Annotated in this window: 20 protein-coding genes; 11 read left to right on the forward strand and 9 right to left on the reverse strand. The window is 71.3% G+C overall.

From position 1 onward, the window contains the following. Positions 1-120: 120 nt before the first annotated feature. The 5 genes from fabF to JS521_RS14555 form a co-directional block, all read right to left on the reverse strand. A complete protein-coding gene (gene fabF / locus JS521_RS14535) occupies positions 121-1,383 on the reverse strand; it encodes a beta-ketoacyl-ACP synthase II (protein ID WP_205083400.1) in 1,263 nt (420 codons plus the stop codon). A gap of 76 nt (positions 1,384-1,459) precedes the next feature. Continuing rightward, positions 1,460-1,708: an acyl carrier protein gene (locus JS521_RS14540; RefSeq protein ID WP_014045780.1), complete on the reverse strand. Its 249-nt coding sequence runs from the start codon at positions 1,706-1,708 to the stop codon at positions 1,460-1,462. Positions 1,709-1,771: 63 nt separating this feature from the next. Continuing rightward, positions 1,772-2,803, reverse strand: coding sequence for a ketoacyl-ACP synthase III (locus JS521_RS14545; RefSeq protein ID WP_205083401.1), 1,032 nt, complete (start codon positions 2,801-2,803; stop codon positions 1,772-1,774). Between the two features lie 9 nt (positions 2,804-2,812). After that, positions 2,813-3,730, reverse strand: coding sequence for an ACP S-malonyltransferase (locus JS521_RS14550; RefSeq protein ID WP_205083402.1), 918 nt, complete (start codon positions 3,728-3,730; stop codon positions 2,813-2,815). Between the two features lie 89 nt (positions 3,731-3,819). Then, on the reverse strand, positions 3,820-5,019 hold the full coding sequence (locus JS521_RS14555; RefSeq protein WP_010064382.1) for a PucR family transcriptional regulator: 1,200 nt from the start codon (positions 5,017-5,019) through the stop codon (positions 3,820-3,822). A gap of 164 nt (positions 5,020-5,183) precedes the next feature. Between JS521_RS14555 and JS521_RS14560 the strand changes: the two genes are divergently transcribed. Beyond that, positions 5,184-5,843: a pirin family protein gene (locus JS521_RS14560; protein ID WP_205083403.1), complete on the forward strand. Its 660-nt coding sequence runs from the start codon at positions 5,184-5,186 to the stop codon at positions 5,841-5,843. Positions 5,844-5,852: 9 nt separating this feature from the next. Here JS521_RS14560 and JS521_RS14565 read toward each other — a convergent pair whose 3' ends face one another. The 3 genes from JS521_RS14565 to JS521_RS14575 form a co-directional block, all read right to left on the reverse strand. After that, the gene (locus tag JS521_RS14565) at positions 5,853-6,560 is read right to left on the reverse strand and encodes a DinB family protein (RefSeq protein WP_205083404.1); all 708 of its coding nucleotides are present in this window, start codon (positions 6,558-6,560) and stop codon (positions 5,853-5,855) included. Between the two features lie 113 nt (positions 6,561-6,673). Then, positions 6,674-7,090 carry a hypothetical protein gene (locus JS521_RS14570; RefSeq protein WP_205083405.1) on the reverse strand — a complete coding sequence of 139 codons (417 nt, stop codon included), beginning with the start codon at positions 7,088-7,090 and terminating at the stop codon, positions 6,674-6,676. Between the two features lie 85 nt (positions 7,091-7,175). Further along, complete coding sequence (locus JS521_RS14575; RefSeq protein ID WP_205083406.1) at positions 7,176-10,484, reverse strand: right-handed parallel beta-helix repeat-containing protein; 3,309 nt, start codon at positions 10,482-10,484, stop codon at positions 7,176-7,178. Positions 10,485-10,736: 252 nt separating this feature from the next. Between JS521_RS14575 and JS521_RS14580 the strand changes: the two genes are divergently transcribed. Next, positions 10,737-11,921 carry a S8 family serine peptidase gene (locus JS521_RS14580; RefSeq protein WP_205083407.1) on the forward strand — a complete coding sequence of 395 codons (1,185 nt, stop codon included), beginning with the start codon at positions 10,737-10,739 and terminating at the stop codon, positions 11,919-11,921. Between the two features lie 141 nt (positions 11,922-12,062). Here the strand turns inward: JS521_RS14580 and eccCa are convergent, their stop codons facing one another. Further along, positions 12,063-16,028, reverse strand: a complete 3,966-nt coding sequence (eccCa, locus tag JS521_RS14585) for a type VII secretion protein EccCa (protein WP_205083412.1) — start codon at positions 16,026-16,028, stop codon at positions 12,063-12,065. 647 nt (positions 16,029-16,675) lie between these two features. On the opposite strand from eccCa, the gene eccD reads away from it, so the two are divergent. From eccD to JS521_RS14630, 9 genes are all read left to right on the forward strand, one after another. Further along, positions 16,676-18,076, forward strand: coding sequence for a type VII secretion integral membrane protein EccD (gene eccD / locus JS521_RS14590; RefSeq protein ID WP_030801344.1), 1,401 nt, complete (start codon positions 16,676-16,678; stop codon positions 18,074-18,076). 21 nt (positions 18,077-18,097) lie between these two features. Then, entirely contained in the window at positions 18,098-19,546 is a 1,449-nt protein-coding gene (eccB, locus tag JS521_RS14595; RefSeq protein WP_205083408.1) for a type VII secretion protein EccB, read from the forward strand. 413 nt (positions 19,547-19,959) lie between these two features. Further along, entirely contained in the window at positions 19,960-20,316 is a 357-nt protein-coding gene (locus JS521_RS14600) for a hypothetical protein (RefSeq protein WP_205083409.1), read from the forward strand. A gap of 87 nt (positions 20,317-20,403) precedes the next feature. Further along, positions 20,404-20,733 (forward strand): WXG100 family type VII secretion target, encoded by a 330-nt coding sequence (locus JS521_RS14605; RefSeq protein ID WP_010064394.1) that lies wholly within the window; start codon positions 20,404-20,406, stop codon positions 20,731-20,733. A gap of 180 nt (positions 20,734-20,913) precedes the next feature. Continuing rightward, on the forward strand, positions 20,914-21,414 hold the full coding sequence (locus JS521_RS14610) for a type VII secretion system-associated protein (protein WP_030801338.1): 501 nt from the start codon (positions 20,914-20,916) through the stop codon (positions 21,412-21,414). 119 nt (positions 21,415-21,533) lie between these two features. Continuing rightward, positions 21,534-25,142, forward strand: a complete 3,609-nt coding sequence (locus JS521_RS37205) for an AAWKG family protein (RefSeq protein ID WP_205083410.1) — start codon at positions 21,534-21,536, stop codon at positions 25,140-25,142. A gap of 146 nt (positions 25,143-25,288) precedes the next feature. Next, complete coding sequence (locus JS521_RS14620; protein ID WP_073777344.1) at positions 25,289-25,723, forward strand: YbaB/EbfC family nucleoid-associated protein; 435 nt, start codon at positions 25,289-25,291, stop codon at positions 25,721-25,723. 31 nt (positions 25,724-25,754) lie between these two features. Then, entirely contained in the window at positions 25,755-26,120 is a 366-nt protein-coding gene (locus JS521_RS14625; RefSeq protein WP_030801330.1) for a hypothetical protein, read from the forward strand. After that, a partial coding sequence (locus tag JS521_RS14630) for a hypothetical protein (RefSeq protein ID WP_205083411.1) occupies positions 26,121-26,317 on the forward strand: 197 nt, incomplete at its 3' end.

The following is a 26,317-nucleotide window of genomic DNA, read 5'->3' on the forward strand; positions in this document are numbered from 1 at the left end:
CGCCGGCCCCGGCCGCCCCCGCGGCGCGGGCCGGCGGCGCGGGGCGCCCCCCCCCCCCCCCCCCACAAAACACACCCCCCCCCCCCCCCCCCGGGGGGGGGGGCTTCACTGCGTAGATCTTCAGACGGACCGGAACGCCAGCACCACGTTGTGCCCACCGAACCCGAACGAGTTGTTGATCGCCGCGATCGGCCCCTCGGGCAGCACCCGGGGCTCACCCCGCACGATGTCCGCCTCGATCGCCTCGTCGAGGTCATCGACGTTGATGGTCGGCGGGGCGATCCGGTGGTGCAGCGCCAGGACGGTGGCCACCGTCTCGATGCCGCCCGCGCCACCCAGCAGGTGACCCGTCATCGACTTCGTCGCGGAGATCGCGACATGGTCGAGGTCGTCGCCCAGCACCTTCCGCAGCGCCTTGATCTCCGCGAGGTCACCCTGCGGCGTCGACGTGGCGTGCGCGTTGAGGTGGACCACCTCGGACGGCTTGAGGTCGCTGGAGTCCAGCAGGTTCTGCATCGCGGCGGCGATGCCCCGCCCGGTGGGCTCGGGCTGCGCGATGTGGTGGGCGTCGGCCGACAGACCCTGGCCCAGCACCTCGCAGTAGACCTTCGCCCCACGCTTCGCGGCGTGCTCGGCGGACTCCAGGATGACGACGCCCGCACCCTCGCCGAGGACGAACCCGTCCCGGCCGGTGTCGTACGGACGCGAGGCCTTCTCGGGCTCGTCGTTGTTCTTGGACATCGCCATCATGTTGGCGAACGCCGCGATCGGCAGCGGGTGGATCGCCGCCTCCGTGCCACCGGCGACGACGACGTCGGCACGGCCGGTACGGATCATCTCGACGGCGTACCCGATGGCCTCCGCGCCGGACGCGCAGGCCGAGACCGGGGTGTGGACACCGGCCTGGGCGTTGACCTCCAGGCCGACGTTGGCCGCCGGGCCGTTGGGCATGAGCATGGGCACGGTGTGCGGGGAGACGCGGCGTACGCCCTTCTCCTTCAGCACGTCGTACTGGTCGAGCAGGGTGATCACGCCGCCGATGCCGGAGGCGATGACCGAGCCGAGCCGCTCGGGGACGATGGTCTCGTCCTCGCCGGCCTTGGCGGTGAAGCCCGCGTCCGCCCACGCCTCGCGGGCCGCGATCAGCGCGAACTGCGCCGAGCGGTCCAGCTTGCGGGCGAGCGGGCGGGGAAGGACGTCGCCCGGGTCGACGGCCGCGAGGGCGGCGATCCGGACGGGCAGTTCGGCGAAGCGCTCGCCTTCGAGAGGCTTGACGCCGGACCGGCCGGCCATCAGACCTTCCCAGGTCGATGCGGAGTCGCCACCCAGCGGAGTGGTTGCGCCGATACCGGTGACGACCACGGTGCGATTGGTCGAGTTCACTGGAAAATCTTCTCCACGTGTAGAGGGTCGTGAATCAGCGGCGCCACCGCCGGGTGGCGACACAGCCGGGCTGGGATCAGCCCTGGTGCTTCAGGATGTAGTCGGCGGCGTCGCCGACCGTCTTGAGGTTCTTGACGTCCTCGTCGGGGATCTTGACGTCGAAGCGCTCCTCGGCGGCGACGACGACCTCGACCATGGACAGCGAGTCGACGTCCAGGTCGTCGGTGAAGGACTTGTCCAGCTGGACGTCCTCGACCGGGATACCGGCGATCTCGTTGACGATCTCGGCGAGACCGGTGACGATCTCTTCCTGCGTGGCGGCCATCTTGGCGCTCCTTCGGTGGGTTTCTTCGGTGTTCGTAGCTACGGACCAAAAGGTCCGGTGTGCCTAGGGGAGGGTAACGACCGTCGCGGCGTAGACGAGACCCGCCCCGAAGCCGATGACGAGCGCGGTGTCGCCGCTCTTCGCCTGACCGGTCGCCAGGAGCCGCTCCATCGCGAGCGGGATCGAGGCGGCGGACGTGTTGCCGGTGGACTCGATGTCACGGGCGACCGTGACGTGCTCCGGCAGTTTCAGGGTCTTCACCATCGAGTCGATGATCCGCATGTTGGCCTGGTGCGGGATGAAGACGTCCAGGTCCTCCGGGGCGATCCCGGCCGCGTCCAGCGCCTGCTGGGCGACCTTCGCCATCTCGAAGACGGCCCAGCGGAACACCGCCTGGCCCTCCTGCGTGATGGCCGGGAACTTGACCTCGCCCTTGGAGTCGAGCGGCAGCTTGGAGACGTCGCCGACGTGCAGGTCGTTCCAGGCCACCGTCTGCTTGATGGTCTCGGACTTGTCGCCCTCGGAGCCCCACACGGTCGGGCCGATGGCCGGCTCCTGCGAGGGACCGACGACGACCGCGCCCGCGCCGTCGCCGAACAGGAAGGCCGTCGCGCGGTCCTCGAGGTCGGTGAGGTCGCTGAGCCGCTCCACGCCGATGACGAGGACGTACTCCGCCGAGCCCTCGACGACCATGCCCTTGGCGAGGGTGAGGCCGTAGCCGAAGCCCGCGCAGCCGGCCGAGATGTCGAAGGCGGCGGGCTTGCCCGAGCCGATCCTGTGGGCGATCTCGGTGGCGACGGCAGGGGTCTGCTTGAAGTGCGAGACGGTCGAGACGACGACCGCGCCGATCTGCTCGGGGTCGATGCCCGCGTCGGCGATGGCCTTGCCGGACGCCTCGATCGACATCATGGCCACGGTCTCCTCCTCGGAGGCCCAGTGGCGGGTGACGATGCCGGAGCGGGAGCGGATCCACTCGTCGGACGAGTCGATCGTTTCGAGGATCACCTCGTTCGGCACGACCCGGGTCGGGCGGTAGCCGCCGACCCCGAGGATCCGTGCGTACGGGGCGCCCTTGCTGGGCTTGATCTTCGACATGCTCGCTCCTTAGACGCCTGCGTGCTCGGACATGAGCGCGCGGGCCGCGTCGAGGTCGTCGGGGGTCTTGAGGGCGAGCGTCTGCACTCCGGGCAGCGTGCGCTTCGCGAGCCCGGTCAGCGTGCCGCCGGGGCTCAGCTCGACGAGTGCGGTGACGCCCAGGGACTGGAAGGTCTCCATGCACAGGTCCCAGCGGACCGGGTTGGCGACCTGCCCGACCAGCCGGGCGACGACCTCGGTGCCGGTGGCCACGGTGTGGCCGTCGGCGTTGGAAACGTAGCGCACGGTCGGGTCCGAGACCGTGAGGTCGCCGACCGCCGCGCGCAGCTTCTCCACGGCCGGGGCCATGTGGTGCGTGTGGAACGCGCCGGCCACCTTCAGCGCGACGACCCGGCGTACGCCCTCGGGCTTGTCGGCCTCCAGGGCGGCGAGCTGGGCGGCGGTGCCGGCGGCGACGATCTGGCCGCCGCCGTTGACGTTGGCCGGGGTCAGCCCGAGCTTCTCCAGGTGCGGGACCGTGACGGCGGGGTCGCCGCCGAGGAGGGCCGCCATTCCGGTCTCGGTGACCGCGGCGGCCTCGGCCATGCCGAGCCCGCGGGTACGGACGAAGCGCAGCGCGGCCTCGTCCTCGATGACGCCGGCGAGCGTGGCGGCGGTGATCTCACCGACGCTGTGGCCCGCGACGACGTCGGGCGACGCGGCGTCCAGGGCGGTCGCCGAGAGGAGTCCGGCGGCCACCAGGAGCGGCTGGGCCACGGCCGTGTCGCGGATCTCGTCCGCATCGGCCTTCGTGCCGTAGTGGGCAAGGTCGAGCCCGATGGCGTCGGACCAGGCCGCGATGCGGTCGGCGGCACCGGGGAGGTCGAGCCAGGGAGTCAGGAAGCCGGGCGTCTGAGCGCCTTGGCCGGGAGCGACGAGTACGAGCACCCTCACACTCTCTCTTGTGGACGGCTCCGCACGCCCGTGGGGACAGGGACGAAGAACCGTCGGGGGAATTGTTGAAGTCCAACAAAAGTCTAGGACTGAGGATCCGCTGCGGCCAAGCGCCCCAGGATCAGGGCGATCCGCAGCGTGAACGCGGAACGCACATCGGAGGGTGACCATCCGGTGACGTCGGTCACACGTCGGAGCCGGTAGCGCACGGTGTTGGGGTGCACGAAAAGCATCCGGGCGGCGCCTTCGAGACTGCTCGCCTGCTCCAGATAGACACTCAGCGTTTCCAGGAGAGCCGAACCGGCCTCCTCCAGCGGTCTGTAGATCTCCTCCACCAACTGGTCCCGCGCGGCCGGGTCTCCGGCCATCGCGCGCTCCGGGAGGAGATCGTCCGCCAGGACCGGGCGCGGCGCGTCCTGCCACGCCGAGCACGCCTTCAGCCCGGCCGCCGCCGCCTGCGCGGACCGGGTCGCGGCCAGCAGGTCCGGTACGACGGGTCCGGCGACGACCGGCCCGGCCGCGTACGGCCCGATCAGGCCCTTCGCGACCTGGAGCGGATTGTCGCTGCCGCCCGCGATGACGACGAGACGGTTGCCGAGCACCCCGGTGAGAACCTGGAGCTTGGCGTGCCGGGCGGCGCGCCGGATCGCCTCCACGGTCAGCTCGCTGTCCCCGTCGGGCGCGGTGCCGAGGATGACGCAGACGTGCTCGGGGGAGTTCCAGCCGAGCGCGGCGGCCCGGGACACGGCCCCTTCGTCGGCCTCGCCGGAGAGCACCGCGTTCACCACGAGCGACTCGAGCCGGGCGTCCCAGGCGCCCCGGGCCTCGGCGGCCTGGGCGTAGACCTGGGCGGTGGCGAAGGCGATCTCGCGCGCGTAGACGAGCAGCGCCTCCCGCAGCAGCGACTCGTCGCCGGGGGCGGCCACCTCCTCGATCGCGGCCTCCATGACCTCGATCGTGGTCCGCACCATCTCCACGGTCTGCCGCAGGGTGATGGCCCGCGTCAGTTCGCGCGGCGCGGTGCCGAACACATCGGTCGAGATCGCCTGCGGGGTCTCGGGATGCCGGAACCACTCGGTGAACGCGGCGATACCGGCCTGGGCGACCAGGCCGATCCAGGACCGGTTCTCCGGCGGCATCGCCCGGTACCACGGCAGCGATTCGTCCATGCGGGCAATCGCGTTCGCGGCCAGCCGGCCGGAGGACTGCTCCAGCCGTTTCAGGGTCGCGGCGTGCAGGTGGGCGTCGTGGGCGGGGGGCTGCTCAGGATCGGGTCGGGGCACGAGGACAAGACTGCCTTATCGGGCCGGTGGAGCGGTGGGGCGGGGCGGCGGTGCCCCGTACCGGCGGGTAGCGAAATACCGGGCGAGGCTGCCGGACTGCCGTCACCGGATCCGTACCGGCGGGTAGCGGAACACCGCGCGGAGGCCCCGGTTACCGTGGCCGGGTGATATCCGTGCACCGGTCCGAGAACCGCTACCGGGGCGGGGACGAGGCCGCCGGGATCGACACCCGGCACGCCCTCTCCTTCGGCCCCTTCTACGACCCGGACAACCTCCGCTTCGGCCCGATCCTGGCCTGCAACGAGGAACGCCTCGCCCCCGGCGCCGGGTTCGAGGAGCACCCGCACAGCCATACGGAGATCGTCACCTGGGTCGTCGAGGGCGAGCTGACCCACCGCGATTCGGCCGGCCACTCCACCGTCGTCCGCGCCGGGGACGTGGCCCACCTGAGCGCCGCCTCCGGGGTCCGCCACGTCGAACGCAACGACGGCACCGACCCGTTGACCTTCCTCCAGATGTGGCTGGCCCCCCTGGAGCCGGGCGGCGAACCCTCGTACACGCTCGTCCCCGGCATCGCCGACTCCACCCCGTACGCCCTGCCCGGCGCCGGCGCGATGCTCCACGTCCGCCGTCTGACCGAGGACGAACGCACGGCGGTGCCGGACGCGGTGCGCCTGTACGTCCACGTGGTACGGGGCCGGGTCGCCCTGGGCGGCGAGGAGCTGGGCCCCGGCGACGCCGCCCGGATCACGGATGCGGAGGGACTGGCGGCGGTCGCGGTGGCGGGCCCGGCGGAGCTGCTGGTCTGGGAGCTGGCGGGCTGAGGACTGGCGCTACCGGCGGGCCCGCCACAGGTCACGCAGGAGCGCGATCTCGGCCATGTGGTGGATGAGCTCCAGATTGCCGTTGGCCAGCGTGCCGATGTACGCGTCGTCCGGATCGGAGCCGTACGGGTACTGCGAGAGGCCGACCGTGTCGAGCTGGTCCTCGGTGAGCGCGCCGATGCTCGCACGGTGGCGGTCGAGCGTCGCCCAGAACCGCTCCAGCGCGAGGGAGGCGGACGGGGTGAAGTCGACCAGGAGGTGCGGGTCCTGCCGCCGCTCGCCGAAGGTCCACTCCCAGCGGCCCTCGAAGTCGGAGTGCAGATGCCCGAGCCGCCACGCGATCGTGGTGATCGGGACGACGTCGGGCTCCGGCTCACCGGTGAACGCGAGGACCTCCTCGACCCGTTCGACGCTCACGCTCCAGTCCTCGGCGATCTTCGCGACGGACATCCCGTCCGCCGCCTGCCGGGAGACCTCCGCGTACTCGTTCGCCGGGATCTCAGGCGCCCCCTTGTCGATGACCCAGGCGCCAGGACCGTACGCCCGGGGCGTCGTCGCCTCCTCCCGGCGCCGGATCGACCAGCTGCCGGGCGCGGGCTCCCAGAGGTACTCCTCGTCGCCGAGCCCGTGCAGGCGGACCTCGGCCATCTCCCGTGCCTGGTCGAACTGCTCCAGCAGAATGCCCAGTCGGTCGGTCCGTGGACCCTCGCCGCTCATCCGCAGCCCCCTCGTCGTCGAGCCCCGGGCGAACCCCGGCGTCCGGTGGGAAGCTAACGGCTCACCCCCGCGGGACGCGACCGAATTCCCGGAGGGGTGCCGGAGCCCGCCGATCACCCCTGGGACTGCTCGGACTCCTTCGCGCGCCTCTCCGCCAGCCGGTCCAGCTCACGCATCGCCTGGGCGTGCCCGCTCATCCGCCGGCTCACGCTGCCGGCCGTGACCAGCGCGGTCCCCACGAGCGCCACGGGGATCGAAAGCCCCAGCACGGCCAGCGCCTCGGGCCAGTCGCGCTCGTTCGCGCAGTAATCCTGGGCCCCCACACCCTCGTTGGCGGTGCCGCCCTCCGTGAACAGCCGCGCCTCGCACTCCTTCGTACTGCTGTAGCGCGGCTCGACCTCGTAGTCGGTCAGCAGCAGAACGGCGCACCAGCCCCAGAGCAGGCCCGCCAGAATCAACAGGCAGGCCCCCCAGTCACGTATGCGGGCGGACTTCTCCCGGAATTCGAGGTCGTACTCTCGTGATCGCATGGCGGACGAATCTAGCAGCGCACCCCACGGCGAACGCGGGGGACGACGCCCTCCCCCTCGGCCGCGGCGTACGGCCGGGAGAAAGTCATCGCTGCACCGCCGCCACCTCCGGGGGCAGATCGTCCGGGAGCAGCAGGCGCAGGTCGTCCAGGCTCGGGGCGGACATCGCGCCGAGGCGGCCCGCCTGGCGCGTCATCATCGCCTCCAGGATCTGGCGGGCCGTCCGCGCGTTGCCGAAGGCGTGGTCGCGCGGCAGGGAGTCCACGTAGGCGTACAGCGCGGCGGTCGTCTCCGGGGAGCAGTCGTAGCCGTAGCCGGTGGCCTGCTGGGAGAGAATCTGCAACAGGTCGTCCGTGGAGTAGCTCTCGAACTCCACGGTGCGCGAGAACCGCGAGGCCAGGCCCGGGTTGGAGTCCAGGAAGCGGCGCATCTCGCGGGTGTACCCGGCGGCGATGACCACGACCTCGTCGCGGTGGTCCTCCATCAGCTTCAGCAGCGTGTCGACCGCCTCCCGGCCGAAGTCGGAGGTCGCGCCCTCCGGCGTGAGCGTGTACGCCTCGTCGACGAACAGCACACCGCCCATGGCGCGTTCGAAGGCGTCCTTGGTCAACTGCGCGGTGTGACCCACGTACCGGCCGACCAGGTCGGCGCGCGCCACCTCGACCAACTGGCCCTTGGGCAGCACTCCGAGGGAGCGCAGCAGGTCCGCGTACAGCCGCGCGATGGTGGTCTTGCCCGTACCGGGCGGCCCGGAGAAGATGAGGTGGTTGCTGATCTTCGGGGTGGGGAGTCCGGCGGCCTTGCGCTGCTTTGTCGCGGTGAGGAGGTTGACCAGCGCGGTCACCTCGTTCTTCACCGCCGTGAGGCCGATCATGGAGTGCAGCTGGGCGAGGAGCTCCTCGGAGCCCGGGCCGTCGTCCGCCGGTGCGCCCGTGTCGGGTGCGACGTCCTCGGGCAGGAGGAGGGCCAGGTCGCTCTCGGCGGGATTCTTCATCGAGGCGAACCGGGAGGCCTGGCGGTCCACCATCTCCTCGAACACCCGGCGTGCCGCGCGCCCGTTGCCGAACGTGGCGTCGCGCGGCATGCGCTCGTAGTGCCGGGCGAGGGCCTCCCGGGTCTCTGCGGCCAGCTCGTAGCGGTGGCCCAGGCACATGTTCTCGGTGATGGTCACCAGCTCGTCCACCGAGTAGTTGGCGAAGTCGATGGTCCGGGTGAACCGGGACGCCAGACCCGGGTTGGAGGAGAGGAAGCTCTCCATCTCGCCGGTGTACCCGGCGGCGATCACGGCGACGTCGTCGCGGTGGTCCTCCATCAGCTTCAGCAGCGTGTCGACCGCCTCGCGGCCGAAGTCGGCGCCGGAGCCCTTGCTGTCGGAGAGCAGGGTGTACGCCTCGTCGATGAACAGCACCCCGCCCAAGGCCTCGTTGAACGCCTCGGTGGTCTTGATGGCCGTGCCGCCGATCACCTGCGCGACCAGGTCCGCGCGGGAGACCTCCACGAGGTGCCCCGACCTGAGGACGCCGAGATCGGCCAGGATGCCGCCGTACAGCCTGGCGACCGTCGTCTTGCCGGTGCCGGGCGGGCCGGAGAAGACCAGGTGGCGGCTTACCTGGGCGACGGGCATGCCGAGCTGGGCACGGCGCTGGTTGAGCTGGTTCAGGTTGACCAGGTTGCGCACCTGGCTCTTGACCTCGGCGAGGCCGACGAGGGACTCCAGCTCCTCCAGCGGGCCCTCGGGCCCCTTTTTCTCGGCGTCGGGACCGCCGCCCGCGACGTCCGGAGGAAGGGTGTCGCCCCAGGCGTCCGGGGCCGCGTTGCCGGCGCTGTTGAGGCCCTCGATCGTGAGGCGTTCGTTGATCCGGGTCTGCCGCAGGCCCGCACCGCGGTTGTCGCGGACGGTGCAGTCGGCGACGGTGACCGGTTCCGCGCTGTCGATCCGGATGCCGTCGCCGACGCTGCCGATGACCTGCGAGGAGGTGAGGGTGGCGCGGGAGCCGTTGGCGAGGAGGACGCCGTGGGCGCCGGAGTCGGTGATGTGGACCCGCAGGACGGAGAGGTCACCGCCGTTGTCCACCGTGATGCCGCCCGCAGCCGCGAACTCGACGGCGCAGTCCCGGACGGTCCCCCGCCCCTCGGTGCCGACGGAGATCGTGGTGTCCTCGGCCGCTCTCATGACCGTGTCGCGGATGTCGGGGTTGCCGCCCGAGGCGATCCGTACCGCCGATCCTCCCGCGCGGTCGATCTCGCAGTGCTCAAGACGGCCGCGCCCGTCCTCCGCCACCTCGACACCGTTGCCACCCGGCGAGGTGATCCGGACGCGGCGCAGCAGCGGGTCGGCCCCGGTGCGGATGCGGACGGCGACCCCGGCCGCGTCGCTGACGAGCAGTTCGTCGAACTCGGCGGTCGAGTCCTCCTCCAGCAGGACGGCACCGTTCGCGTCCGCGCAGTCGCGCACCGCACAGCCGATCAGGGTGGGCGAGCTGGAGTCGATCACCCGGACGGCCGGGGCGGCCGCGGTGTCGAACTCGCAGTGCTGGAAGGTGCCCCGGGAGCGCTCGCTGACCACGAGGCCGCTGCCCTTGGTGCGGGAGGTCCGGCAGTCGAGGAACTCCGGGTCGGCGCTCACGGCCAGCATGATCCCGGGCCCGGAGGTGTCGCTGACGGAGACGCGCTCCAGGGACGGGCGGGCGGAGCTGGTGATGTAGACGCCGACGGAGGTGTCGTGCACGGTGGTGCGCAGGACCCGGGTGCCGCTGCGGCCCTCCAGGGCGATGGACGGCTTGTCCGTGCCGGAGATGTCACAGTCCTCCACCAGGCCCTGCGCCTCGTCCGAGGTCAGCACGCCGTTGGCCCGCGCGTCGAGGATGCGGCAGTCCCGGACCGTCGTCCGGGCCTCCGCGCCGATGACCACGCCGGAGGTTCCGAGGTTCGATATGCGGCAGCCGGCTATGACGCTGCCCGTGGGGGCGGAGTCCACGATCCCGGCGCCCTTGGGGTTGCTGACCCGGCAGTCCCGCATGGCGACCGAGCCCGACTCCCGGGCCAGCACGGCCGTCCAGCCGGAGCCGACGATCGTGCATCCGTCCATCGCCACCTGGCCGCGCGGGGCGTCGACCACCGGCAGGTCCTCGCTCCCGCCGCGCAGGGTGAGGTCGGTGAGCATGACGGCGTCGGCGACCAGGATGACGGCGGTGCCCCGGCGCGGGCAGATCTCGGCGCTGCCCGGCTCCCCGTCCGCGACGATGGTGACCCGCGTCCGCACCGTCAGGTTCTCCGGGTAGCGGCCGGGGCTCACCCGGATCACCGCACCCGTGCGTGCCTTGTCCAGGGCTTCACCGATCGTCCGGAAGCTGTCCGGTTGGTCCGACCCGACCCTGAGCAATTGCCGTGACACGCCCGATCCTCCTCCTTGTGGTGCCGCTGCCCGCCTCTCCCGCCGGGGACCGGAAGGAGGTGGCTGCTTCTCCCGCCGGCCCGGAAGGAAACCGGATCGCATCGGGGCCGCGCAGCTGTGCGCACGCGAGGAAGGCTACGGGACCGGCACCGCGATGTTCCAGGTGGGACAGGACAGTTCAGGCCGGAACCGAGAAGCGGGTGCCGCATCCCGTGCGACGTGACGTCATCCGTTCGGCCTATCATGCGCGCCATGCCCCCTGCCGGATTTCGCCGCCGCCCACGGGCCACGGCCGTCGCCGCCGCCCTGTCGCTCACCGTGATCCCGACCGTGCTGGCCGCCGCGGGCACCACGCCCGCCGCGGCCGATTCCGTGGGACTCCCCGTCGTGCGTTCCGTACTGGCGGAGGACGACACCTGCGTCGAGGCCTCCGAAGTGAAGGCCCGGTCCGAGCCCTGGACCATGGGTGCGCTCGGGGCGGCCCGCGCGCGGCCGCTCTCCCAGGGCGCCGGGCAGACCGTCGCCGTCGTGGACACGGGCGTCGGCGAGTCGGCCCCCGCGCGCGCCGGCCGGGTCACCGCGATCGGGGACGCGGGCAAGGACTGCGTCGGGCACGGCACCTTCGCGGCCGGCCTGATCGCGGCGACCCCGGGCGCCGCCGGGGGGCCGGCCGGACTGGCCCCCGAGGCCCGCATCCTGGCCGTACGGGGCGCGGACGAGCGCGGCGGGTCCACGGTCGCCCAGGTCGCCGCCGGCATCCGCACGGCGGCCGACGAGGGCGCCTCCGTCATCTACGTCGCCGCCGCCCTGGCCGCCGGCAAGGCGGAGCTGACCAAGGCCGTCGCGTACGCGAGCGAGAAGGACGCCCTGGTCGTCGCCCCCCTCGCTCCGGACGCGCTGCCGAGGGACGCGAAGCCCGCCGCCTGGTACTGGCCCGCCGCCGCCCCGGGGGCGATCGGTGTCACGGACTACGGCCCGGACGGGCAGCGCCCCGCCAACGCGCCCGTGGTGGGCGGGGCGGACCTGGCCGCGCCCGGGGACGCCGTGGTGAGCATCGGCCCCGAGGGCTCGGGCCACTTCATCGGCTACGGGGCCTCGTTCGCCGCCGCGCACGTGGCGGGGGCGGCGGCGCAGGTACGAGCGCGCCACCCGGAGCTGTCGGCAGCCGACACGGAACGCCGCCTGACCGAGGCGGCCTACCCGGCGAGCCCGCCGCGCCTGGACCCCTACGCGGCCCTGACGGCCGTCCTGACGGACGAGAAGGGGGCGGTGCCCCGGACCGAGCGGGCCGAGGTCCCGCCGCCGCCCGCGGCGGAGCCCCGTACCCGCGCGCTGATCGCGGCGGGCGTGGGCGGCGGCGTGGTGCTGCTGGTCGCAGCGGGCGCGGTGGTGATCCCGCGCGGGCGGGCCCGCAACTGGCGTCCTGCGGGGAGCTGACGGCGCTCGGGGGTGCTGGGACCGTGCCGCGTGGGCGGAGCGGTTCCGGCACCCCCCGAGACGCCGCTGAGGGCCGGGTGAGGCCGGGCCCCGGTCTCCCCGTCCCGCCTTCGGACCGGGGAGAACCGTGCGGCCCGCCGCTCAGGACTCCTCGTCCTCCAGCACCGCCGTCTGCACCTGGATCTGCTTGCGGCGCGTCACCCGCGTGCCCCGGCCCGGCGGCAGGTTGCGGCCCTTGACGCTGCCCAGGATGAAGCCCTCCGACGGCGGGCACGACAGCAGCAGCGTCGGGGTGTTGACCTCCTGCATGCGCCGCAGCATGGGCTCGCCCAGGCCCCGTCCCGCACCGGCGGCGGAGCGGGCGACGACCAGGTGCAGGCCGACCTCGTAGCCGAGCGCGAGGTGGTTCAGCAGCGGGTCGAACGGCGCGTTCATCGCACTGGTGCCGAGCATGTCGTAGTCGTCCACGAGGATGAACAGCCGCGGTCCGTCCCACCAGTCGCAGGTACGCATCCGGGCCGGGGCGATCTCCGGACCCGGTACGCGCGCCGCGACCGCCCGCGCCGCGCCGCCGATCAGCTCTTTGAGGGCGTCCATCGCCACCGCGTGGCCGAGCCGGTACTCGTCGGGGATGGCCTCCACCAGGGCGCGGCGGTAGTCCACGACCATGATCCGCGCCTCGGCCGGGGTGTACCGGTCCATGATGGCCTTCGCCGTCATCCGCAGCATGTTGGTCTTGCCGCTCTCCGTGTCCCCGACCACGATCATGTGGGGGGTCTCGGAGAAGTCGTGCCACACGGTCGACAGGCGCTCCTCCTCCAGGCCGATGGGCATCTTGAAGTCGCCCTTCGGGGCCGGGAGTTCCGACAGCTTGAGCCGGGTCGGCAGCATCCGTACCTGCGGCGCGGGCGGGCCCTGCCAGCTCTCGCTGACCGCCGCCACCAGACCGGCCACCCCGTCGGAGAGGTCGTCGGCGGACTCGACGCCGTCGATGCGCGGCAGCGCCGTGAGGTAGTGCAGCTTGGCGTCCCGGGTCAGGCCGCGCCCCGGCAGCCGGGGCACGGTCGCGGCGCGCCGGTTGTCGATCTCGGAGTCCATCGGGTCACCCATCCGCAACTCCAGGTGGGTCGCGGCCTGGTCCCGGATCGCGGAGGTCACCTCCACCCAGCGGGCGGTGGTGACGATCAGGTGGATGCCGTAGTTCAGACCGCGCGCGGCGATCGCGCCGAACGTCTGGATGTACCGGTCGAAGTCCTGGCGCACCGTCGACCAGCCGTCGATCACCAGGAACACGTCGCCGTGCTGGTGCTCCGGGAACTCCCCGGCGGCCAGCCGGCGGCGGAACGTCGCCATCGAGTCGATGCCGTTGTCCAGGAAGAACCGCTCGCGTTCCGCCAGCAGGGTCGTGACCTCGGAGATCGTACGGCCCACCCGCTCGGCGTCCAGCCGTGCCGCGACCCCGCTGACGTGCGGCAGCCCGGCCAGCCCGGCGAGCGCGCCGCCGCCGAAGTCGAGGCAGTAGAACTGGACCTCGCGCGGGGTGTGGGTGAGCGCCAGCGCGGTGATGATCGTCCGGACCATCGTGCTCTTGCCGCTCTGCGGGCCGCCCGCGATGGCGATGTGTCCGCCGCCGCCCGAGAGATCGACGGTCAGCAGGTCGCGCAGCTGGTCGAAGGGGCGGTCGATGATGCCGAGGGGGATGGTGAGCCGCCCGCGATGCGACGCGTCGGTCGTCAGCCCGTACTCGGGGTGCGGGGTGAGCGGCGGCAGGACCTGGTCGAGCGTGGCGGGGAGGTCCAGCGGCGGCAGCCACACCTGGTGGGCCGGCGGGCCTGCGGTCAGCAGCCGGTCCACGGCGACGGAGAGCAGGGTCTCGCCGGTCTCCTCGTGCTGCTCGGGCTCGGGCTCCGGGGTGTCGGGGAGCTGGCGCGGTACGACGTAACTGCTGGTCCACGGCACGGTCTGGCTGGCCACCCGCGCCTGGTTCGCGCTGCCCCGGCGCTGCTGGTAGGGGCCGGAGACGTAGGCGGCGCGGAACCGGGTCAGCGCCTCCACGCCCGACTTGAGGAAGCCGCTGCCGGGGGCCGACGGCAACTGGTAGGCGTCGGGCACGCCGAGCACGCCGCGGCTCTCCATCGCGGAGAACGTCCGCAGACCGACCCGGTAGGAGAGATGGCTCTCCAACTGGTGCATGCGGCCCTCGTCCAGGCGCTGCGAGGCGAGCAGCAGGTGCACTCCGAGGGACCGGCCGAGACGGCCGATCATCACGAACAGCTCCATGAATTCCCGGTGCGCCGCCAGCAGCTCGCTGAACTCGTCGACGACGACGAACAGGCTCGGCATGGGCTCCAGCGGGACGCCCGATGCGCGGGCCTTCTCGTAGTCCAGCGCGGAGGTGTAGTTGCCCGCCGAGCGCAGCAGTTCCTGCCGGCGCATCAGCTCGCCGTGCAGGGCGTCCTGCATACGACCGACCAGCGCCGCCTCGCCCGCCAGGTTGGTGATGACGGCGGAGGTGTGCGGGAGGTCCTCAAGACCCAGGAAGGTGGCGCCGCCCTTGAAGTCGACCAGGACGAAGTTGAGAGTCTCCGAGGAGTTCGTCAGGGCGAGCGAGAGGACCAGGGTGCGCAGCAGCTCGCTCTTGCCGGAGCCGGTGGCGCCGATCAGCATGCCGTGCGGTCCGGTGCCGCCCTGGGCGGACTCCTTGATGTCCAGCTCGACCGGCTCGCCGTCCGCGCCGACCGCGATCGGCACCTTGAGGCGGTTGGGGCCGGTGTGCTGCTGCCACAGGGTGTTCGGGTCGTGGCGGTGCAGGTCGGGTATGCCCAGCAGCGTGGTCAGTTCCACGTTGGCGGAGAGCGGCTCCGACGAGTCCGACGCCGAGCCCAGGCCCATGCGGTACGGCGCGAGCCGCCGCGCGAGCGAGACCGCGCCCGTGAGCCCGAAGGTGTCGGGCCGGCCGAGCCGGGTGACCTGCTCCTTGCGCTCGCGGTCGGTGCGCACCAGGCCGAGTTCGTCCTCGTCGACCGTGAAGCGCAGCGTGATGCGGCCGGGGCGCCAGGAGAGTGCGCCGCTGAGGTCCAGGACGACCGTGTTGCGGAAGCCGGGACCGTCGAGCCGGTGACCCGCCGGGATGACCCCGCCGTCCACGACGATCACGGTGAACGGTTCCTCGCGTCCGGGCACCGCGTCCGGGTCGAACTGCGGCCGCTCCATGAACTCGGCGCCGAGCAGATTCTCCAGCTCACCCCAGGCGGATACGGTCATCCGGGTCGGGCCCGCGCCGTCGGTGTCGTGCGGGTGGAGGCTGTGGGGGAGCCACTTCGTCCACTCCCAGTCCGCGCGCCGCTCGTCGGAGACGCAGAACGTGATCCACACGTCGTCCGGCGAGTGGAAGGTGGCCAACTGGCCGAGCAGCGCCCGCACCAGGGAACGTATCCGCTCCTCGTCCCCCTGGAACAGCACCCGGGCCCAGGCGCGCAGGTAGATCGCGATGGGCTGGTCCGGAACCGTCGAGTAGGCGCGGATGAAGCTGCGCAGCGCGTGGGCGCTGAGCGGCTCCAGGTCCTCCACGGGGTTGGTCGAGTTCGACGCCAGCTTCAGGCCCAGCTTCTGCTCGCCGACGGCCATCCGGATCTCGCCGAAGTCCTCGTCCCGGGGGCGCCGCTCCCACAGCCGGGTGGTGCCGGTCAGCGACCACAGGGCGGCGGGCTCCGGGTGCCGCCATGCCAGCGCCAGCTGCTGGTCCACGACCGCACCGCGCACCTTGCGCCGGATCTGGGTGAGATAGCGCAGGTAGTCCCGGCGCTCGCCCTTGAGCTTCTGCTTGCGCTCCGCCGCCCGGCGCATGAACTGGCCGATGAACATCGCGGCGGCGCCGAGCACCATCAGCCCCAGGGCGATGTAGATGAAGCCGCCGGAGCCCCGCGTCATACCGGGACGCATGAACATGAACATCATCGAGACCGACATCAGCGCCATCGGCAGGTACGTCCACACGGCGGAGGTGTCGGGCACCGTCTCGGGGAGGACCGGAGGCTCCTGGAGATTCAGCTCCCCGTCGGGCATCTCCGGGCCACGGCGTCGGGCCGGGCGGCGGAACAGGGTCACACTCAAGGAACCGTCTCCTTCAGGGGCATGGGGGGAGAGCGGGCGCAGCGGCGTCGCAGGGCACGCCGCCCGCCGTCGACCGGGGGCCGGGACGCGGACAGGCCTTCGCCGTGCACGCACCCTACGCCGCGCCCCGGCCGGAGCCGAAAGCCCGCCCGGGGCTTCCGCGGTGGGCGGGAGGGGGCCGGACGGCCGTGTCACAGTTCTGCTACATCACGGCTTCGGGGCAGGCCCCGCGCGGCCGTTCGCCCGGCCGGAAGAGCGCAAACGGAAGCGCTTCCCGGCCGAACGGGCGCCTGTGGAGCCTTTCCCCTGCCCGGACGGGCACACACGGAACGGATTTCCCGGCCGGACGGGCACACGCGGAGCTATTCCCCGGCCGAAACCCCGCATGCCGAACCGCCCTTCGTGCCCATGCGGCCGACCGCGCCACAATTCGCCGGACGCGGAGGGCCGTTTCGTATTCCGTGGCGCGGGCCACGTGGTCCAGACTAGGCCGCTGATATTACGATCGCCGTATCGATCGTCAACAACCGTCGCCATCAAACGGTTTGGAACCCCCCACCGAAGCAGGGCGTTCACCGGTCCGCCGGCCCCTGTTCCCCCGCCCGTTCTCAGCCGTAACCGGAGAAGCGTGAGCCATCCCGATGACTGACACTCAGGTGGCCGAGCTGTGCCGTCTGACGGTACGAGCTCCTGCCAAGAGCATCGATCTCGCCGTGCCCGCCGACGTCCCCGTGGCGGACCTGCTGCCCGCCGTGCTCGGCTACGCGGGCGACAACCTCGAAGAGGCCGGTATCGACCACGGCGGCTGGGTCCTCCAGCGGCTCGGCGGCGAGCCCCTGGACGAGGAACTCACCCTCGACTCCTACGGGCTGCGGGACGGCGACACCCTCTACCTCCGGCCGCGCGCCGAGGCCCTGCCCGAGGTGCACCTCGACGACCTGGTCGACGGCATCGCCACCACGATGCGCGACCACCCCTTCGGCTGGACCCCCAAGGTGAGCCGCTGGGTGCTCCTCGGCATCGTTGTCGCGATCCTCGCCGGCGGCGTTCTGGTGATCGCCTGGCCCGGCGGCTCCTCGCTGTCCCGGTCCGTCTTCGCCACCGCGGCCGGCCTCCTCCTGCTCGCGGGTGCGGGCGCGGCGAGCAGGGCGGTCGGGGACGCGGGCGCCGGAGCCGCGCTCGGCTTCATGGTCGGGCCCTACCTGGCGCTGGCCGGCTGGCTGCTGCCCGGCGGGGAACTCGGCGGGCCGCACGCCTACGAGACCCTGGGGGCCCGGCTGCTCGCGGCCAGTGCGGCGATGGCCGGCGGGGCGGTCCTCGCGCTCGCCGTCGTGGCCGCCTTCGCCGCCCTCTTCCTGAGCGTCGCCGTCGTCTCGCTGTTCGCCGCGATCGCCGCCGTCCTGCTCCTCACCACGGACCTGGCGCCGGTGCACGCCGCCGGGATCCTCGCCGTCCTCGCGGTGATCCTGGGGGCGTTCGTCCCCTCGCTCGCCTTCCGGATGTCCGGGATGCGGATGCCCCCGCTGCCGACCAACGCCCAGCAGTTGCAGGAGGGCATCGAGCCGCACGCCGCATCCGCGGTCTCGGCCCGCGCCATCCTCGCCGACGGCTGGATGACGTCGCTCTACGGAGCGGTGGGCCTGGTCGGCGCCGCGTGCGTGGCCGTCCTGGCCCGGGAGCGCGAGCTGGCCGAGATCATCATGACGGTGGCGCTGTGCCTGCTGCTCGTCCTGCACGCCCGAGGCCTCGGCAACATCTGGCAGCGCATGTCCCTGGTGGTCCCGGGAGTCTTCGGGCTGCTCCTGCTGGTGCTGGTCGCCGCCCCCGCCGCGTCCCCGGGGAGCCGTCTGGTCACGGCCGCGGGGCTGCTCGCGGCTGCCGCGGCGGTCGCCATCGCCGCCTGGACCGTGCCCGGCCGCCGGCTCGTCCCGTACTGGGGCCGCGCTGGCGAAGTGCTCCACTCGGCCCTCGCGATCGCCGTGCTCCCGCTCGCCCTGTGGGTGCTCGGTGTGTACGGCGCCCTGCGGGCCATCAACGGCTGACCGGAAGGGAGAACCGCTGCCGTGCAGTCGAAACGCGACCAGGTCCAGGCCCACATGTTCGTCATGGGCCGGCTGACCTCCGGCATGCTCCGCGCCGACCCCGACGCCCCGGAGAGCCCGCAGGGGCGCACCAACCGGGGCGTGGTGATCGGCATCGTGATCGCCGTCCTGCTCTCGGCAGGCTCCTTCGTCCTCGGCCTCCTCAAGCCCGGTACCAAGGACTCCTGGCGGGCCGCCGGAACCCTCGTCGTCAACAAGGACACCGGATCCCGCTACCTGTATCTGGACGGGAGGCTGCGCCCGGTGCGCAACTACGCGTCGGCGCGGCTGCTCGCGGGCGCCGACATGAAGGCGGTGGCGGTCGGCTCGAAGTCCCTGAACGGTACGCCGCACGGGGCGCCCATCGGCATCAGCGGCGCCCCGGACGCCCTGCCCGGGAGCGCCGACCTGGACACGGGCCCCTGGCAGGTCTGTTCGGGCAGCGGAACCGGAAGGACCGGCACCACCGTCGCGGTGGGCCTGCCGGCGGACGCCACCGGCCTGCCCACCGACCAGGCCATGCTCGTCACGGGGCCGGACAAGGCCGACTACCTGGTCTGGCGCGGCAGCAAGCTGCTGATCGACGAGGAAACCCGCGCCCGTGAGGCCCTCGGCTACGCCTCCGTCTCCCGGCTGCCCGTCTCCGCCGCCTTCCTGAACGCCCTGCCCTCGGGACCCGACCTGCGCCCGCCGAACGTACCGGGCAAGGGCAGGAAGGGCCCCGCGCTCGGCGGCGGGGAGTCCCGGATCGGCCAGGTCTTCCGGGTCACCGTCCCGGGCTCCGCCGACCGCTACTACCTGCTGCGCCAGGAGGGCCTGACCCCGCTCACGGCGACCGGGGCCGCGCTGGTGCTCGGCGACCCGGAGACCCGCGAGAAGGTGTACGGGGGAGGCGCGGCCAAGGTCGTGACGCTGGGCGCGGACGCGCTGAGCGGCCGACTGGCCCCCGGCGCCCAGGGTGGCGCGGACGAGGCGAACCTGCCCTCGGAGCCGCCGGAGGTGGTGGCCCTCGGCGAGGACCGCACTGTATGCATCCGGGTCCAGCCGAGTGAGCGCGGACCGCGCATCAGCGTGGCGCTGACCGGAACGGGCTCCCTGGGGCCCGCCGCGCAGGCGCCGCCCGAGGGCCTCACCCCGGCCTGCATGCCGGTGGGCACGATCAGCGTGCGGCCGGGCGGCGGATCCCTGGTGCGGGCGCTCGGGGCGAGCGGGAGCACGGTCGGCACCACCGTCTACCTCGTGACCGACACCGGGATGAAGTACCGGGTCGGCACCGCCGACGGCCTCGCCGCCCTCGGCTACAGCGAGGGCCAGGCCCGAGGGCTGCCGGCGCCGCTGCTGGCCATGCTGCCGACCGGGCCGGACCTCACCAAGGAGGCCGCGGCCCTGGGCCGGAACACGAACACGACCCCGCGCTGCGCGCGGACCTGAGGGACCGACGGATGGTTGTACCGAGGGAGGTGAATTTCTCGTGACGCGTCTGATAAAGGCGTGCGTCGTGACAACCGGAGGAGGCGATCCACCGTCCTCTTCCTCGAAGGGATCTGCCAATACCGTTACCCACGGCGGGCATTGCCCGTTCGGGCGCGGGGAAACAGATCCATTCGGAAAGTGATTCCGCAAGGGGTGAACCTCAGATCCCCATCAAATCTCCTTCGCGAATCACCCCAAAAGCGGGGTCGGGGCCGAGAAGATGACGCAAGCCATTGAATCCTCAACGCGCCCTTCTTTAGGCTCCGTTCGTCCAGACCATTCGGACGCCGGTCTTCCGACCGTGTCCGGCCAGGCACGCGCCGCGCGGGAACCGGAATCCGGCGGTGCGACACATCAGGAGGCGCAGCAACATGGCAGGTACGGGCGCACAGCAGTCACTGGCTTCATCCACCCAGAACGGTGTCACCGCACTGGAGATGGCCTTCACCGGTGTGCAGAAGAGCCGTCAGGACGTGGAGAACATGAAGCACAACCTCGCCTCCGGCTACGCCGGCAGCGACGGTGGCGCGTTCCAGAAGCTGCTCGACCGCTGGGACCAGCAGGCGGAGATCATCTCCAGCAACCTCCGCGACATGATCACGACGCTGGAGGAGACCATGCGCGCGCAGGGCATCCAGCAGAACAACTCGAACGACTCGATCCAGCAGGCGTTCAACCGCTCCGAGGAGATCTTCAACGCGCTCGCCGGCTCCACCGCGGGCCGCTGACCACTCCTCCGGTGACCGGGACCCTGACGGGCGACCGGCCCCCCACATCACTGACCCTGACGCACCTGCCGCGAGACGAGGAAGACCATGACCCCTCCGCTTGACTTCACCGACGGCCAGATCTATGTCGACTACGGCCACATGGAGAACGCCGCCGACGACATGGTCCAGCAGACCAAGGCGATCGACAGCATCCTCACCAACCTGGAAGCCGAACTCCAGGAGCTCCAGCGCAGCTGGGAAGGTGAGGACAAGGCGGTGTACGCCGAGAAGCAGGCCTCCTGGAACAACGCGGTCGAGGAGATGAAGCGCATCCTCGCCGAGCACTCGGCGCTGCTGACCGACGTCTCGGGCAGCTACAAGTACAGCGAGAACTCCCTGAAGTCCCTCTGGGAGAGCGTGCGCATCGGCAGCTGACCCGGGGGCGGCACGCCCCTGGTCCTTCTCGGGCGGCCGTTCGCGTGGCTTCTTCGCGCGCACGGCCCCCCGGTGCAGTCGGGGCGGTTGCACCGTCCGCCGAGGCCCCCGTGGGCTGCCGGCGGACAGGCACCGGCCCTGTGAGTTCCTGGACATCCCGGAAGACTGGAGAAGTGCGACATGGCGGAAGCACCCGCACTCAATCTCAACAAGGCGTGGCTGCAGAGCTTCCTCGACAACGACCTTGTCCCGTTCCTCGCGGAGATCAAGAAGATGCGCGAGGACGGCACGACGACCGACGGGACGACCGTGCCCGGGATCCCCACGCTGCAGGGCGGTGAGGACGGGTCCGCGACCGCGGCGGGATTCCACGACGGCCAGAAGAAGCCGATCGCCATCGGGACGATGGCGGGCGACGAGAACGGCCGTACCAACGGCGGCTACCTGGTCAAGTGCCTGAACGGGCTGGTCGATCAGCTCGACGACATCCTCAAGCTCCAGGTCGAACTCTTCGAGCAGATCGAGGAGGACCTGGAGGACACCATCGAGGAGCTCTTCAAGACCCAGGACGGCAACCTGGAGAAGATCGACGGCAAGGACATGATCGACTTCTTCGAGGGCGTGGACGAGGTGCTCTCCGAATCCGCCGGTGGCGGCTCGGACAACGACGAGGACGACTGACCTTCGTCGCGGTCGGACGGTAGCCCCGGCCGGCGCTCCTCCGCACGCCTGCGGTCCGGCGGACCGTACCCCCGCCCTCCCGTCCCCTCTGTCTCCTTCCGACGAAAAGGCATTCCGGCATGGCGCTCGATTCCAGCAAGGTCGTCGAAGACCTCGGCGGCGGTACCAACGACAAGTGGGCCGAGGCGGTCGGCTTCTTCACGGGTTTCAAGGCGCCGAACCGGAACGACCTGTTCGACTCGCTCGTCGGCAACGAGGGCATCCCCCTGATGAAGGTGGAGATCTCCGACGTGGGCTATGTCGACTACGTCGACACCGAGGACATGAACTGGCTGTACGAGAACGCCGGTTCCGACATCAAGAACACCGACTTCGTCATCCCCTTCTACCACGCCAAGGGCGGGGCGGGCTCCGACGTGTCCATGTACCGGGCGCGCATCACCCTGCTCGGCAGCAAGGGGGACGGGCGGATACCGAGTCAGGGGTGGCAGGAGGGCGGGCAGTTCTCCAGCTCCATGGACGGTCACCTGGGGATGGACGGCAAGCCGACCTGGGACACCACGCCCACCGCGCGCTACGCCTACGGTACCGGGCTCGCCCTGCAGGAACTGCTCAACAACGACTCGCAGGGTACGTACGGGTTCAGCTTCAACGGCAAGCCCGTGGACGACCCGGACTCGGTGACCCTCGACAACTTCGAGACCGTGGCCGCGGCGTTCGACCGCGTCGCAGGGTTCTTCTCGTCCCAGCAACAGATCGTCGAGGAGTGGCAGAGCCGGCTCGGGACGGAGAAGGACAAGGCGTGGCGGGGCAAGGCCGCCGGTGTCTTCTGGGACCTCATCAACAAGATCAACAAGCAGTACTCGGACTACGCCGACGACATGAGGCCGGCCGGCAGCGGCGACGACGACAAGGGCGGGTCGAAGCAGGGCGACGAGATCCGGCAGGCCAAGAAGGACTTCCGGAATGCGGTCTGGGATCTTCACAGCGCCTGGTCGAGTTGGCAGTACAAGTACGGCAACCCGCTCGTGGTGCTGCACACCCTGCTCTCCGCGATCATGGAGTACGTCTGGGACCACAACATCACGAAGATCACCTACGAGATCGAGACCCACGGGTCGTACGGCGGCGGCTACACCACCACGACGAACTACATCTCGGAAGATCACTTCAGCAACCGGGCGGCGATCGAGAAGATCACCGGCACGGGCGACATGGCGCTGAACGTCGACGCCGAGGACTTCGGTGAGCTCAAGGAGCTCGACACCTGGGTGAAGGTCGGCAACAAAGCCCTCCTCATGTGGAAGCAGACCGTCGAGGAGAACCTCGACACGGCGGCCGTCGACGCCATGACGAAGGTGCGCGACAGCTGGAGCAACAGCCAGCTGGACTTCGGGTCGGTCAAGTCCCGGGGGACGAGCGACACGCTGGAGTCCGAGTACAAGGAGGAGAAGTCCGAGCTCGCCGAGGAGAAGGCGGAGGCGGACGCGGCCGCGGCCAAGGCGGAAGCCGAGGAGGCCGCCCGGAAACAGGAAGAGTTCATCCAGTGGCAGAAGGACCAGGCCGCCAAGGCCGAGGCGGAGCGGAAGAAGGAGAAGGAAGAGGCCGAGCGTAAGGAGGCCGAGGCCAAGGCGGAGGCTGAGCGCAAGGAGAAGGAAGCCAAGGCGGAAGCCGAGCGCAAGGAGAAGGAAGCCAAGGCGGAAGCCGAGGCCAAGGAGGCGGAGGCCGAGGCGAAGGCGGCCGCCAAGGAGGCGGAGGCCAAGGCCGAGCAGGAGGCGAAGGAGAAGGAGGCCGAGCAGAAGCAGGCGGAGCAGGAGGCCAAGCAGGAGGCGAAGGAGGCGGAGGCCAAGGCCGAGCAGGAGGCCAAGGAGAAGGAGGCCGAGCAGAAGCAGGCCGAACAGGAGGCCAAGCAGGAACAGCTCCGGGCCGAGCAGGAGGCCAAGCAGGAGCAGATCCGCAAGGAGCAGGAGGCCAAGCAGGCCGAGGCCCAGGCTCGTGCGGAGAACATGCAGATGATGCAGATGAACCAGGCGAGGACCCAGCAGGAGGAGGCGAAGAAGGAGCAGGAGGCCAAGGAGGCCCAGGCCAAGGCCGAGCAGGAGGCCAAGGAGGCCGAGGCCAAGGCCGAGCAGGAGGCCAAGGAGAAGGAGGCCGAGCAGAAGCAGGCGGAGCAGGAGGCCAAGCAGGAGGCCAAGGAGGCGGAGGCCAAGGCCGAGCAGGAGGCCAAGGAGAAGGAAGCGGAGCAGAAGCAGGCCGAGGCCGAGCAGAAGCAGGACCGCATCCGCACCGAGCAGGAAGAGCGCCAGGAGCAGCAGCAGGCCGAGCAGGAGCAGAAGCAGGCCGAGGCCGAGGCGAAGGCGGAGCAGAAGCAGGCGGAGCAGGAGGCCAAGCAGGAGGCCAAGGAGGCCGAGGCGAAGGCCGAGCAGGAAGCCATGCGGAAGGAAGCGGAGCAGAGGCAGGCCGAGGCCGAGCAGAAGCAGGACCGCATCCGCGAGGAGCAGGAAGCCAAGCAGGACCGGCTCCGCGAGGAGCAGGAGGCCAAGCAGGACGAGGTCCGCGCCGAGCAGGAGGCCCGGCAGAAGGAGGCCGAGGCCAAGCAGGAGGAAGTCCGGTCCGAGCAGGAGGCCCGGCAGAAGGAAGCGGAGTCCAGGCTCGACAGCTCCCGGCGCGACCTCTTCGGCAACGGAGATATCCCCGACCTGTCGTCCACCCCCATCACCGGCCCGGTCAACGACGGCCCGCTCGAACTCCCCGGCGGTGGTGAGTCGCGGCTCGACGCGGACGGCCGCGTGATCACCGAGTACCCCGACGGTTCCAAGGTCACGATCGACCCGGACACCCACTCCTCGACCATCACCCGGCCCGACGGCTCCGTCATCTCCGGTCCGCTCAACACCGGTGACCTGCTGTCCAACCCCGGCGGCAGCGTCACGCACCTGGACCCCAGTGGCAACGTGGTCACGGAGTTCCCGGACGGCTCCACCCAGACGATCAACCCGGACACCGGCACCACCACCGTCACCCGGCCCGACGGCTCGACCGTCTCCGGCTACCTGGACGAGTCCGGCCCGGTGAGTTTCGACTCCGGCCAGCTCAACAACGGCTCCCTCAACAACCCAGGTTCCTTCGGCGACGGCCTCTCCGGCCACACGCCCCCCTCGTACGACCCGATCTCCTACGAGGAGGAGCTGTTCGACGACCAGCCCTACGAGTCGCCCCTGGCGAGCAACGGGGCGTCCGGCGGCTCGGACGCACCGAGCCACAACCGCCCGTTCCTGAACAGCGGGCCCTTCCCCGGCCCGAGCAGCTACGGCGGGGGCGAGGGCGGTAACGGCGCACCGGCGGGCGGAGCCCCGATGGGCGGCGGCATGGGCGGCGGTATGGGCGGCGGCATGGGCGGCGGCGGAGGCCAGAACGACTCCGGTGAGCGCGTCCGCAACGTCATCGACGGATCGGTCTCCCGGAACCGCCGTGCGCGACCCGGCGCCGCCGTACCCGGCTCGGGCGGTCGCTATGCCGACGACGAGGTGCGGGTGGCGGCCGGCGGCCCCACCGCGGGCAGTTCGCCCTTCCTCCCGCCGATGGCCGGCGGCGCCCCTGGCGGAGGCGGCGCACCCGGCCAGACCGCGACCCAGAGCGGCGAGCGGACCCGTGACTCCTGGGTGCCGGAGGACGACGACGTCTGGGGCACCGACGAAGGCGGCGCACCGGCGGTGATCGGACGCTAGGAGCGGTGCCCCGGTCACGGCCGGAGCCCGTGCGGGGCGGTGGGAGACGGCTTCGGCCGCCTCGGAACCCGCCCCGGCACGGAGAAAGTTCATAGCACGCACACGCGTACGACAGAATGGTGTACGCGCAGGTGAAAGGGCGACTGTTGAGCGACTCGATGGAGAAGAAGCTGGCCGAGGCCATGGCCGAACTCACGGCCGTGCAGGAGGCCGTGGCGCGTGCCGAGGGCGAACTCGGCCAGTCCTCCACGACGGCCCGGTCGCGGGACCGCGCGGTGGAGGTGACGGTGGGCCCCCAGGGCGAGCTGACGGGGCTGAAGTTCCCGGACAACCGGCACCGGTCCATGACGGGCCCCCAGTTGGCCGCCTCGATCATGGAGGCGGTGCAGGAGGGCCGTTCGGAGATGGCCCGCAAGGTGATGGACGTCTTCGAGCCGCTGACCCGGACCACCGGCCGGGCCACGGGCATCAGAGGCATCGACATCGATTGGGACCGGGCCTTCGGCTCGGCCCTGGACGACGGGCACGGCGGCGGGCGACGGTCGTCGGCCCGCCTGCACGACGAGATCCACGAAGACTGACCGTACGGACCACCGGAGAGAGGGAGGCACCATGGCGGTAGGGAAGTTCACCGCGAACCCCGGCGAACTGCGCCGGGCCAGCGAGATGATGGAGCAACTGCCCGCGCAGGCGGCGAAGATCGGCGACAACTTCATCTCCGACATCCAGAACTACCGTGGCTGGGCCGGTTACAGCGACGACTTCGCCCTCGAAGTGCTGCCCAAGTACGACGCGAACAACCAGTCCTGCCTGGACCTGGTCAGGGCCCTCAGCAGCGCGTTCACGGAGCTGGGCCAGGCGGTCTGGGCCAACGGCCAGCACATCGAGGGTGTGTCGAACTACGCGCGTGACGAGATCGACCGGCAGATGTCCAGCCTGGACACGCCGGGCGACTCCTCCCAGGGTGGCCGGCACTAAGTGGAGGAGATCGACTTTCCGCCGGACGTCCGGACGATGCTCTGGATCCTGCTGGGCGAAATGCCCCTGCAGGCCAGGGAGAATCTGGCGTGGGAAAGTCGTGAGCTCTACCTGGCCCTCCAGAGGGGCCTGATGGATCTGCGCGCGGCCTCGCGCGAGACGATCCAGATGGTGGAGGCGGCGTTGCCGCCCGAGGT

The sequence above is a fragment of the Streptomyces durocortorensis genome, from assembly GCF_016901035.1.
Taxonomy (GTDB): domain Bacteria; phylum Actinomycetota; class Actinomycetes; order Streptomycetales; family Streptomycetaceae; genus Streptomyces; species Streptomyces durocortorensis.